The 12,803-nt window shown below is 46.1% G+C and carries 10 protein-coding genes; 8 read left to right on the top strand and 2 right to left on the bottom strand.

From position 1 onward, the window contains the following. The first annotated feature begins 240 nt into the window (after positions 1–240). The 7 genes from DBK98_RS11535 (at position 241) to DBK98_RS11565 (ending at position 7,945) form a co-directional block, all read left to right on the top strand. Positions 241–1,434 (top strand): hypothetical protein, encoded by a 1,194-nt coding sequence (locus DBK98_RS11535; RefSeq protein ID WP_005809303.1) that lies wholly within the window; start codon positions 241–243, stop codon positions 1,432–1,434. Positions 1,435–1,561: 127 nt separating this feature from the next. Continuing rightward, entirely contained in the window at positions 1,562–3,037 is a 1,476-nt protein-coding gene (locus DBK98_RS11540) for a capsule assembly Wzi family protein (RefSeq protein ID WP_005809301.1), read from the top strand. Next, positions 3,034–3,417, top strand: a complete 384-nt coding sequence (locus tag DBK98_RS11545; protein ID WP_005776362.1) for a lipocalin-like domain-containing protein — start codon at positions 3,034–3,036, stop codon at positions 3,415–3,417. The genes DBK98_RS11540 and DBK98_RS11545 overlap by 4 nt, the downstream gene beginning before the upstream one ends. A gap of 140 nt (positions 3,418–3,557) precedes the next feature. Beyond that, the gene (locus tag DBK98_RS11550; RefSeq protein ID WP_032536332.1) at positions 3,558–4,388 is read left to right on the top strand and encodes a DUF3805 domain-containing protein; all 831 of its coding nucleotides are present in this window, start codon (positions 3,558–3,560) and stop codon (positions 4,386–4,388) included. Between the two features lie 25 nt (positions 4,389–4,413). Further along, on the top strand, positions 4,414–6,279 hold the full coding sequence (locus DBK98_RS11555) for an ABC-F family ATP-binding cassette domain-containing protein (protein WP_005776365.1): 1,866 nt from the start codon (positions 4,414–4,416) through the stop codon (positions 6,277–6,279). Next, complete coding sequence (locus tag DBK98_RS11560; protein ID WP_032536331.1) at positions 6,276–7,109, top strand: histidinol-phosphatase; 834 nt, start codon at positions 6,276–6,278, stop codon at positions 7,107–7,109. Before DBK98_RS11555 ends, DBK98_RS11560 begins: the two co-directional genes overlap by 4 nt. 11 nt (positions 7,110–7,120) lie before the next feature. Beyond that, on the top strand, positions 7,121–7,945 hold the full coding sequence (locus DBK98_RS11565; protein WP_005809291.1) for a glycoside hydrolase family 16 protein: 825 nt from the start codon (positions 7,121–7,123) through the stop codon (positions 7,943–7,945). A gap of 15 nt (positions 7,946–7,960) precedes the next feature. Here DBK98_RS11565 and DBK98_RS11570 read toward each other — a convergent pair whose 3' ends face one another. Then, the gene (locus DBK98_RS11570) at positions 7,961–9,982 is read right to left on the bottom strand and encodes a polysaccharide lyase 8 family protein (protein WP_032536330.1); all 2,022 of its coding nucleotides are present in this window, start codon (positions 9,980–9,982) and stop codon (positions 7,961–7,963) included. 195 nt (positions 9,983–10,177) lie between these two features. After that, positions 10,178–11,413 (bottom strand): fucose isomerase, encoded by a 1,236-nt coding sequence (locus DBK98_RS11575; RefSeq protein WP_032536329.1) that lies wholly within the window; start codon positions 11,411–11,413, stop codon positions 10,178–10,180. A 169-nt stretch (positions 11,414–11,582) separates the two neighbouring features. On the opposite strand from DBK98_RS11575, the gene DBK98_RS11580 reads away from it, so the two are divergent. Next, positions 11,583–12,782 carry a pyridoxal phosphate-dependent aminotransferase gene (locus DBK98_RS11580; protein WP_005776370.1) on the top strand — a complete coding sequence of 400 codons (1,200 nt, stop codon included), beginning with the start codon at positions 11,583–11,585 and terminating at the stop codon, positions 12,780–12,782. Positions 12,783–12,803 lie beyond the last annotated feature (21 nt).

A 12,803-nucleotide genomic window follows, 5' to 3' on the forward strand; every position in this document is an offset into this window, starting at 1 on the left:
GCTTTTTGTTACGAGGGGGTGAAACACGTATTACGATTTGATTACATTTTATCCCGTCTGAGAGCCTCTATAGGCTGATGCGGTTGGTTTTAAACCCGACAGTGCCTACCTTTTAAACCAAAGTTCTCTTGGTTTTAAACTAACGGCATCTTGGTTTTAAACCAACAATCCGCAGGTTCGGAGATACTTTATCAACAAAAAAGTCGTATCTTTGTTATGTCAATAAATTGAAATGCCACAATGATTAAGATAGATTTCAGGCAACGCAAACGTGAAGTGCTTTGGACGGTTGTCGCTTTGTTCTTTATAGCAATAGGCGTGTCCGTGTTTAAGTTCTCTTCTGCTACTTCCGGTTTTGAGATAACCGATGAACTGGGAGGGAACATTTTTCCTTCGGCCATCCTTTCGGTGGCAACGACTGATGCCCAGGTCATTCAGCCGGGTGACTCCGTATACTTGGGCAATCCCAAATCATGCATTGCCATCAAGGTGAAGTCCCGTTCCGCCTATAGCCGTGTGCGGATTGACGTAGCCGAAACCCCTTTCTTTTCCCGTTCCGTGTCGGAGTTTGTACTCAACAAGCCCCGTACCGAGTATACGATTTATCCCGATATCATCTGGAACTATGAAGCGCTAAAGAATAACAACCAGGCAGAACCCATCAGCGTAGCCGTTACGGTAGAGATGAATGGGGAAGATCTGGGACAGCGAGTGCGTACCTTCTCTGTACGCAGTGTCAACGAGTGCCTGCTGGGGTATGTGACGAATGGTACGAAATTCCATGATACGGGTATTTTCTTTGCCGCTTATGTCAACGAAGAAAATCCGATGATCGACCAGCTGCTGCGCGAAGCATTGAATACCCGTATCGTCAACCGCTTTCTGGGCTATCAGAATCCGGCTCCCGGAGCTGTGGATAAGCAGGTATATGCGTTATGGAACGTTTTGCAGAAACGTAAATTCCGCTATAGTTCGGTGTCGAACACCAGCCTTTCCAGCAATGTGGTCTATTCGCAGCGTGTGCGTACATTTGATGATGCACTGGAGTCGTCACAGATCAACTGTGTGGATGGCAGTGTCTTGTTTGCCTCTTTGCTCCGTGCCATTAATATCGAACCGATTCTGGTGCGTACTCCCGGCCATATGTTCGTGGGATATTATACCGACAATTCGCATAAGGATATGAATTTCCTGGAAACAACCATGATAGGCGATGTCGATCTGGACGACTTCTTCCCGGACGAGCAGTTAGATTCCACCATGGTAGGCAAATCACAGAATCAGATGTCCCTGCTCACTTTCGAGAAGTCGAAGCAATATGCCAATAAGAAGTATAAAGAGAATGAAAAGGGTATCCATTCCGGTAAACTGAACTATATGTTCCTTGAAATATCGAAAGATGTACGCAGGAGAATACAGCCGATAGGGAAGTGAATCACTATTCCCGTTGTCTGGTTCGTAGCTAAATAATCCTAATAAAACTCTGATATATCGATGAGTTTCGCCTCTTTGTTGTATTTTTGCCGTTCAATATTTGGATATATTCCAAACACACGTTAGAATGAAACGAAGAAACTATTTCATTATCAGCTGCTTGATGCTGATAGCCCCTGCCACTGTGCAGGCGCAGTTTGACAAAGGCCTAAACTATAAGATTGAAACCAGTGCAACTGTAAGTGGTGGACACAATACGCCTTTCTGGCTCGTGGCAAATAAGCACGGGCTGTCGTCTATTCGTAAAAACAATGCTTACTTGGATGCAGGAATCTTTCGGGATTTGGAGAAGGATAAAAAGTTCTCTTATGCTTTTGGATTGGAAATGGTCGGTGCGAGTCGCTTCACGTCTAAGTTCTTCATTCAACAGGCCTATGTAGACTTGCGTTATCGGGGGATGGAAATCAGTGTCGGCAGTAAGGAGCGTGGCAACGAAATGAAAAATGACCAGTTGAGTTCCGGTAGCATGACTTTTTCTACTAATGCCCGTCCCATCCCGCAGGTTCGGATTTCAATTCCCGAATATATACCTTTTCCATGGACCAAACATTGGTTGCATATAAAGGGACACGTGGCTTATGGAATGTTTACGGATGAAAAGTTTCAGGAGCGTTTCACGGATGGACGTTCTAAATATACGAAAGAGACGTTGTTTCACTCGAAAGCGGCTTTCCTGAAAGTCGAGAACCTGGAGAAATCACCGGTTTCGGTGGAGTTGGGTATTGAAATGGCGGCCCAGTTCGGAGGCGATTGCTATTATCCGGACGGAACGGTGTTGCGCACACCGGACAGTTGGAAGGACTTTTTCCGTATTTTCTTTCCGAGTAATGGAGACAGTGGCGCATCGGAGAGTGACCAGATCAATATTCTGGGAAACCACGTAGGCAGTTACAGTGCTGCTGTGGGGTATCATTTCCCGACCTGGAAAGTAAAAGCATATTGGGAACACTTTTTCGAAGACCGTTCGGGGATGACGCTGACTTACGGTATGTGGCGTGATTGTCTGACCGGATTGGAGGTGACCTTACCGGAGAATCCTTTTGTGAAGACGGTTGTCGGAGAGTTTTTGTATACGAAGCACCAGTCAGGCGCTTTCCATTATTTTGCTACTCCGGCTATTGATCATTCATTTACCGGGGCTGATAATTATTACAATAACTCGCAGTATGCCGGTTGGGAACATTGGGGACAGGGGATCGGCAATCCGCTGGTTACCTCGCCTATATATAATAAGGATGGAAATCTGGCTTTTGAAAGTAACCGTGTTAAAGGATTCCATATCGGGCTGAACGGCAGTCCGACTCCGGAGATAGATTACCGGATTCTGGTAAGTGTAGCTAAGCATTGGGGAACTTACGGAAGTCCTTACCGGACTATCAGGAGAAACCAGAACGGATTGTTGGAGGTGACTTATAAACCCGAACAGATTCCGGGATGGAGCTTCACACTGGCCGGTGCAGTGGATGGAGGTAATATGTTGGGAGAGAGCTGGGGCGGTATGCTCACCATTCGTAAAACAGGTTTAATTGGTAAGAAGAAATGAAAAAAGGAATCCTATTATTGTTCGTCGCCCTGATGGCTTTTACGTCTTGTGGAGAGAAGTTCGGGCATCGCTATCTGGATGGGATGTGGCAGATGCAGCGTATAGAATATAAAGATGGTAATGCGGAAACTCCGCTGGACACTTATTTCAGTTTCCAGATGGACATTATCAATCTGAAGAAGTTGGGGTATGGTGAGTTCTATGGGACATATACCTACGAGAACGATTCTATGCATATACAGATACTTGACGCTACGGCGGAACAGATGAAAACTTTCGGCATGGATGCCCGGGTGCAGGATTTTGCCGTAGAGAAACTGAACAGTAACAAATTGATTCTCCGGTCGGACTATGCCCGTCTGGAGTTAAGAAAATATTGAGGACGCTAAAAGCTGTCTTCATTCATAGATGATGATTGGAACAGCCGGTTCGTGAGAATCGGCTGTTTTTTTATTCTATTTTTTGCATATCAGCGTTGGGATTGTTACTTTTGTGAGGTTATCAACATTCAGTAAGCAATATGATACAAGGTAAGAAATTTATCTCTCCGGGAACATGGTTCTCAATGATATATCCGTCAGATTGGAGCGAATTTGAAGACGGCGAAGGCTCCTTCCTCTTTTATAATCCCGAACTTTGGACGGGTAACTTCCGTATCTCGGCCTATAAAGCGGATGCTGCTGCTCAAGGTGGCATGAATTATGGAAAGGACTCCATCCGTCAGGAACTCAAGGAAAATCCTTCGGCCTCCTTGGTGAAGGTGGGGCAACTGGAGTGTGCCTATAGTAAAGAGATGTTTGAGGAAGAAGGTACCTATTACACCAGCCATCTTTGGGTGACAGGCATTGACAATGTGGCCTTTGAATGTTCGTTCACCGTACCGAAAGGAGAGCGTGTGGAGGAGGCGGAAAAGATCATATCCAGCCTTGAAATTCGTAAAGACGGACAGAAGTATCCCGCAGAAGTAATTCCCATTCGCCTTTCTGAAATCTATCAGGTGAACGAGGCTTATGAGTGGGTGACAGATACGGTGAAGACACAGTTGAAGAAGGACTTTCAGGGTGTGGAGGAAGACCTCGAAAAGATACAGGAAGTGATTGGCAGCGGTGTCCTTTCGCCCAAAAAGAAAGAGCCCTGGCTGGCATTCGGTATTGCCATCTGCACGATTCTGGCTAATGAAGTGGAAGGCATGGAATGGATGACGCTGGTTGACGGTAACCGGGAAGTACCGGTGCTTCGGTATAAAGATGCGGAACATCTGATTGATCCGATGAAACTGTTGTGGAGCCGGGTGAAAGCCGGAGAAAGATGCGAGGTGGCAGAGGCATATAAGAAAGCACTGGCACACTAACCACATTTTATCATATACGATTATTATGACCCCTTATTTGCAAGTAGATAACCTTACCAAATCCTTTGGGGATCTGGTACTTTTCGAAAATATTTCCTTCGGTATTGCCGAAGGCCAGCGTATCGGCTTGATAGCTAAAAACGGTACAGGTAAAACCACCCTGTTGAATATACTTTCCGGTAAGGAAGGATATGACAGTGGAAATATTGTGTTCCGCCGTGACCTTCGTGTAGACTATCTGGAACAGGATCCGCAATATCCCGAAGAACTGACTGTATTGGAAGCCTGTTTTCATCATGGCAACAGTACGGTGGAGCTTATTAAGGAATACGAACGCTGTATGGAAACCGAAGGACATCCGGGACTGGATGACCTGTTGGTGCGTATGGACCATGAAAAAGCCTGGGAGTACGAACAGAAAGCCAAACAGATTCTTTCTCAACTCAAGATACGGAATTTTGAGCAACAGGTGAAACATCTTTCCGGAGGCCAACTCAAACGGGTGGCTTTAGCCAATGCCCTGATTACCGAACCGGACTTGCTGATTCTGGATGAGCCCACCAACCACCTCGATCTTGATATGACCGAATGGCTGGAAGAGTACCTTCGTCGTACGAACCTTAGTCTGTTGATGGTAACGCATGACCGTTACTTCCTCGACCGGGTCTGTTCTGAAATCATCGAGATAGACAACTGTCAGGTTTATCAGTATAAAGGGAATTACAGCTATTATCTGGAGAAACGCCAGGAACGGATTGAGGCGAAGACGGTAGAGATAGAGCGTGCCAATAATTTATATCGTACCGAGCTGGATTGGATGCGCCGTATGCCGCAAGCCCGCGGACATAAAGCCCGGTATCGTGAAGATGCTTTCTACGAACTGGAGAAAGTAGCCAAACAACGGTTTAACAACGATAATGTGAAACTGGAGGTGAAGGCTTCCTACATTGGCAGTAAGATATTTGAAGCCGATCATCTCTATAAGAGTTTCGGTGACCTGAAGATATTGGAAGATTTCTCTTACATCTTTGCCCGTTACGAGAAGATGGGGATTGTTGGGAACAACGGTACGGGTAAGTCTACTTTTATAAAGATATTGATGGGACAGGTGCAGCCCGATAGCGGTACGCTGGATATCGGGGAGACCGTACGTTTCGGATATTACTCGCAGGACGGATTGCAGTTTGACGAGCAAATGAAGGTGATTGACGTTGTGCAGGATATCGCCGAAGTGATTGAGCTGGGTAACGGCAAGAAGCTGACAGCCTCTCAGTTCCTGCAACATTTCCTGTTTACTCCCGAAACTCAACACAGCTATGTTTATAAGCTGAGCGGTGGAGAGCGCCGTCGTCTTTATCTCTGTACCGTGCTGATGCGTAATCCGAACTTTCTGGTACTTGATGAACCGACAAACGATCTCGACATCATTACCCTGAATGTGCTGGAAGAGTATTTGCAGAACTTCAAGGGATGCGTGATTGTCGTTTCCCATGACCGCTATTTTATGGATAAGGTGGTCGATCACTTGCTGGTATTCAATGGACAGGGAGATATCCGTGACTTTCCCGGTAACTATAGCGATTACCGGGACTGGAAAGAAGCGAAGTCCCAAAAGGAGAAGGAAGCTGAGAAACCGCAGGAGGAAAAGACAGCCCGTGTCCGTCTGAACGATAAGCGTAAGATGAGTTTCAAAGAGAAACGGGAGTTCGAACAACTGGAGAAAGAAATAGCCGGGCTGGAAGCCGAGAAAGCACAGATAGAGGAACTGCTTTGCAGCGGTACACTTTCGGTGGATGAACTGACCGATAAATCAAAGCGGCTGCCGGAGGTAAACGATTTGATAGACGAGAAAACCATGCGCTGGCTTGAACTTAGTGAAATAGAATCATGAATCTGACCAATTATCATAGCCATACCCTCTATTGTGACGGCCGGGCCGGCATGGAGGATTTTATCCGTTTTGCCATCAGCCAGGGATTTACATCCTATGGTATTTCTTCGCATGCTCCGCTACCGTTCCCTACCCATTGGACGATGGAGTGGGATCGTATGGACGACTATTTGACTGAGTTTGCCCGGATGAAGGAGAAGTATGCTTCGGAGATTGAACTGGCTATCGGCCTGGAGATAGACTACCTGAATGAAGACAGCAATCCGGCTGTGCCGCGTTTCCGCGAATTGCCGCTCGATTATCGTATCGGCTCGGTACATTTGCTCTATAACGACCGGGAAGAAGTGGTTGATATTGATGTGTGTGCGGAGGTATTCAGGGATATTGTCGATCAGCATTTCGGTGGTGATCTCGATCGTGTGGTACGTCTGTATTACGAACGTCTGTTGCGGATGGTGGAATTGGGAGGGTTTGATATCTTAGGACATGCCGACAAGATGCATCACAATGCAGCCTGTTACCGTCCCGGCCTGTTGGACGAACCTTGGTATGATGACTTGATGCACGATTATTTCTCAGCTGTTGCGGCCAAAGGGTATATCGTAGAGATCAATACCAAGGCTTTGCATCACTTGGGTACCTTCTTTCCGAACGAACGCTATTTCCCGTTGTTGAAGGAGTTGGGTGTCCGCATACAGGTGAACAGTGATTCGCATTATCCCGAGCGTATCAACAGCGGACGTCCCGAAGCATTGGATGCTTTACGGAAGGCCGGGTTTGAGACAGTGACCGAATGGCATGGTGGAAAATGGGTGGAGGTCTCACTTTAAACCAATATATCATGAAACACAAAAACTTATTGTTAACCTTGCCGTTTGTCTTTTGGACATTTGCCGGCATATCATTGTCATCCTGCAAAGATACTCCTGTCCGTAAGCTTTATAAAAGTGATATAGACTGGAGGCTCACTTGGCAAGATGAGTTCGAGAAAGACGGTACACCCGATCCGGAAAAGTGGGTGTTCTCTCCTTGGCATCCCTTTTGCCGGGACAATAACTTTGTTACATTCGTAAAAGACGGTAAGTTGATTTTGCGTGCTTTGCCCAATAGCGATCCGAATGATACGATCCGCTACATGGCCGGTTGTGTTGAGACTTTGGGTAAAAAAGATTTCTTGTACGGACGCTTTGAGGTGTGTGCCAAACTGGGCAGCGCTAAAGGTTCCTGGCCTGCTATCTGGCTCAAGCCGACTGATTCTACAACGTATGGTGTGTGGCCCAAATGTGGAGAGATCGATATAATGGAACAATTGAACAAAGATACATTCGTCTATCATACCATGCATACCGAATATATCAAAGTGTTAGGACATAAAACAGATCCGGACTATTATACCACCGCATCCTACAATCCGCATGAATTTAATGTGTTTGGGATGGAATGGACACCGGATAAGATTGATATGTTCATCAATGATTCGCTCACTTTCAGTTATCCCCGCATCAAAGAGGAGGGTTCTGTGCAGTGGCCTTTCGATGTTCCGTTCTTCCTGCTGCTCAACCAGATACTTGGAGGATGGGCCGGAGAGATAGACGATGCGGAGCTTCCCGTACAGATGGAGGTCGACTGGGTGAGATATTACGAATTACCTGAAAATATGAGATAGCCGGAAGGTAGATTCTTAAATCTCTCCTTTGGGAAAAACAGCTTGGGAAACCGGGGTACCGTCTGCACGATACAGATAGGCTCCCGGTTTTTTTATAGGTATCTTTTTTCCGTTATACAGCTTGAGAGTCGTTGCCTGCCAAACAGCAACGTAGTACATTTTGTCGATAAATGCCACCTGTGCCTTTTTGTCATTTTGCAATACCTGTACTTTTGAAATATTGAATGCAGCCGTCTTCTCCTGAGTGGAAGCCGGGAGCACCAAATACCGGTAAGTGGCAGGGACACCTGACGGATGTTTGATGTAAATAGAGAAAATTTCATCTTCCAACATCCGGGGAGCGTACATTCCCATGAAGTCGTGCCACTGTCCTTTCTTCTTTTCTGCCAGTGCCAGGCAAAGTTCGTCTTGCAGAAGGATATATCCGGTGTTGTCGTGGAAATAACGGCGGTTTCCTTCCGTCCATATTTCACCATTTTTGAATCGTTGATCGATGGAGGTGATAAGTGTGGCAGTGCTGTCTGCATGGATATCGCTTCCCAGGCACAGGATAAATTCATTGGTGAATATCCATACTTTGTTCGCGGATAGCCCGTTACGGTTCAAGTGCATGGCGGTGATTCCCTGTTTTCCGTTTGTTACTCCACCTGTGAAATTGGTTTTGTTGCGTGAATTCGGTCCGTTATCTGTCGGGATGGGAGCATTGCTTTCATAGGTTGTGATACCGGGTATCCGACGCCAGTTCCAGAAAGGGAAAATATTGTGGTATTCATCTCCCCGAATATACGTATAGACAGCTCCGTCTGCCATGTAATATCCCTTCAGGTTATCCTCATTTACCAGTTCCGTACCGATCACCCGACTGGATGCCATGCGTAAAGATGCCATCCAGTCAGAGGTACGGTGAATGGTCAAGTCGGAATCTTTGAAGAACTTATTTCCTGTGAAATCGTTTTTTGCATCCGGATGTAGAAAGTTGCGGGCTATAAATGCCTTTATTTCCTGTGTCTGCTGTTCATTGCTTCCCTTCATCAGTGAGCAGGCTGCGAAGAGCAGGTTGAATGATTTGTGAAGATCGGCGCTGTGGAAGAGTTGCCGGTTCAATCCGTTTACGTCCCAATGACCTTTCCATACAATCCACTGATACCCTTTCAGAAGAAGGGATACAAGGATATCCTGTTGTTCCTGGCTGAATGCAAGAGGGGTGTCGGCAAACAGTTCGGAATAAAAACTCATGTTGCAGAGGAAAGAAAGTCCGTAATTGCCGAACTGTTGTTGGGGACCATGCTGATGGAAGCTCCAGTCCGGCTGAATACCCTCTTTCTGTCCCAGTACGATTTCCGAGCCAATGTTTTCCCGTGCCTCTTTTACCAGTTGGGAGTCATTCAAGAGCAAGCCCCGGATCAGTACATTGCCTGCCAGCCATACTTTGTTCTGTCCTGTCATGCCAAAATGGGATTGTTCCATCACCCGCACGGCTTCCTGCTTTTCTTTTTCCGTTATTTCTGCTTCGAAAAGGAGGAAAGCCGGTCCCAAGGTGCGGGGAATACCTATTTGATTGTACCACCAGTTTTTGCAGACCAGTTTTTCGGTGAACCAGTAATTCATGGCTTGGTGAATAATGCTGGTTACGGCTGAAATCTCCTGTGCGGAAGCATTCTCTTTTTCGCGGGCATAATATTTGGTTAGTTTCAGTATCCGCTCTGTGTGTTGTTTCGGTTCCCATCCCGAACGTTTGGTATCGGCATAATTGATGTCCGGCCATGAACCGTCTCCCCGTATCGTACTGATCAGTCGGTGTATCTCTTCCCGGCGAATAGGGTAAAGTTGTTGAAGTTCGATAACGTTCTGGTCGGATACCTCTTTTTCGGGAGGAATTTTAGATAATAGTTGTAAGAAAGCTTGTTTGCTCTCGTCCTGTCCGATAACCGACCGGATATAATTCTGCTTGATAAGTTCGCTTTCTTTGCCTGTTTGTGCAGTAAGATGAGAAAGGAAAGTACAGATAAACAGTACTGATAGGAAGATTCTTTTCATATATCGTGTGTCTTTCATTGCATGTATTAAATTAGGCCTTGACGGGAGGAATGTGTCAATACTCTTTCCACTACGGAGAATACGGGGTAACACAGATTATCTGTGTTGGTAACCAATGATCTGAGATTCTCTCCGTGTCACTCTGTATTCTCTGTGGTGAGTTCTGAATTTACCTCCGTTAAGCCCTGAGTGCATTTACTCCGTACGTTTACAGGAGTTTGCCTGTAAGAATTCGTTCAGTGCATCTTCATAATTACCTTGTAACAAAATGTGATGGTTCCCGAGTGGATTCTTCAAGAAATAATCAGCCGGTGCATTCATTTTTATACGTACTTGTGTACGGCACATATTGATGTAATTGGTGTTTTCGGTCAGAGTTCCCGTAGAAAGGTAATATTCGTCCAGACATTCTCCACCACATTTCACGATAGTGACATCTCCGGTCGGCAGCAGTCCCTGAATACCGATACCGCTTTCCGTTTCAAAATGGCTGCGGATGATGTAACGTTCGGTTTGCTTCATTCCGATTGTGCAATGTGCCAGTATTATTTCGTTGCTCCGGGCGTTAATCATTGAAGGATTTGCCATGAAACCTACTTTCCCGGTCAGTGCTTTGGCGGCGAGTAATGTAAATACAGATTGCAGATCCCCTTCACATCCGGCAATGATCCCTTCGTCGTTCAGCATGGCAAGAGCCAGGCAACCGGTAGTACCGGTGCGCTCTATCAGTTTGAAACAACTCAGGGTGACGGCGCTTAGTTTTTCTTCTTTACAGATTCGCTTGACGGCCCGGTAAAGGCGCATTGCCTTAATCATATCTTCGGGAGTCCCTTCACGGCATGCCAGAGCTTGCGAAGCAACCGCGGCGCATGAGGCACCGACTTCGTTGTCTGTAATACGGTCGTATACGTCATAAATCCGTTCCAACGGAATGTCCAGATACTCAATTCCCCAACGCCGCTTTGCGAGCAGATAATCCACATTACTTGCAATCAGCCATGAAGAAGGGGTGCCGATCACTCCGATGCGAAGCCCTACTAATGAACGTTGTGCCTTGAAATTGGTATAAAGTACCTGGATTCGTTGAACGATACTCATAAAGTCTCCATGGAGGATTTCACTTTTCATACCCCGCCCACGTAACCAAGAGGAAATTTCCAGTGCTGCAGCCAGGGAGTTTTGCATTCCGTCGGCCAGTATAATGGCAGGGCGGGGGAGCGATTCGAAGTATTGCATTACCAGTCTTTCTACCCCTCCGGTAGCAATGAAAATGATGCTGAATTCATCTTTTGGCAACTGGCTGATGTCCCGGTAATCAATAAAATTTACGGTGAAATATTTTTCCAGTTCACTGAGAATCGCTTCGTGCGAACTACGTACAGTGGCTTGCTTATGCAGAATCGATGCAAATGTGATCAGGTTTATGGTCATTATGTTATCGTTTTAGGTTTGTAGTTATACAAATGTATCGTTTTCCGTTGATATTACCACAACGTTTTTACCCTTGATAAGGTTTTTAAAGTTTTTATGTCTTTGTGTCCGATTTATTGTGTACATTTGCCGCTCATATTTATTAATTGACCATTTATAATTCAAGATTATGCCAACCATATCGATTCGCGGAACAGAGATGCCTGCATCTCCTATCAGAAAGCTGGCTCCCCTGGCAGATGCTGCCAAACAGCGGGGAATCCATGTATTTCACCTGAACATCGGACAGCCGGACCTGCCCACTCCTCAGGCCGCGATTGACGCGATACGCAACATCGACCGCAAGGTGCTTGAATATAGTCCCAGTGCCGGTTATCGTAGCTATCGCGAGAAATTAGTAGGATATTACGAGAAATTCAATATCAACCTGACAGCAGATGATATAATCATTACTACCGGAGGTTCCGAAGCTGTACTTTTCTCATTCATGTCGTGCCTTAATCCGGGAGACGAGATCATTGTTCCCGAACCTGCTTACGCCAACTATATGGCTTTTGCCATTTCGGCCGGAGCTAAAATACGCACCATTGCTACGACAATTGAGGAGGGGTTCTCTCTTCCGAAAGTAGAGAAATTTGAAGAGTTGATCAACGAACGTACCAAGGGTATCTTGATCTGTAATCCGAATAATCCGACCGGCTATCTGTATACCCGACGTGAGATGAACCAGATCCGTGACTTGGTGAAGAAGTATGATCTTTTCCTTTTCTCCGACGAAGTGTACCGTGAGTTTATCTATACCGGTTCCCCTTATATTTCGGCTTGCCATCTGGAAGGAATTGAGAATAACGTGGTACTGATTGACTCTGTTTCCAAGCGTTATTCGGAATGTGGTATCCGCATCGGTGCCTTGATAACCAAGAATAAAGAAGTGCGTGATGCAGTGATGAAGTTCTGTCAGGCACGTTTGAGTCCTCCGCTGATCGGACAGATTGCTGCCGAAGCCTCACTGGATGCTCCCGAAGAGTACTCACGCGAAACTTATGACGAATACGTTGAGCGCCGTAAATGTCTGATTGACGGTCTGAACCGTATACCGGGTGTTTATTCCCCCATTCCGATGGGAGCTTTTTATACAGTAGCCAAGTTACCGGTCGATGATTCGGATAAATTCTGTGCCTGGTGTCTGTCTGAGTTTGAGTATGAAGGACAGACAGTGTTTATGGCTCCGGCTTCCGGTTTCTATACTACTCCGGGCTCCGGAAAGAATGAAGTCCGTATTGCTTACGTATTGAAAAAGGAAGATTTAACCCGTGCGCTCTTTGTTCTGCAAAAAGCATTGGAGGCTTATCCGGGAAGAACAGAATAAGACCTGATGTCATCCATTCAT

It is taken from the genome of Bacteroides sp. PHL 2737 (assembly GCF_004115325.2).
Lineage (GTDB): Bacteria > Bacteroidota > Bacteroidia > Bacteroidales > Bacteroidaceae > Bacteroides > Bacteroides hominis.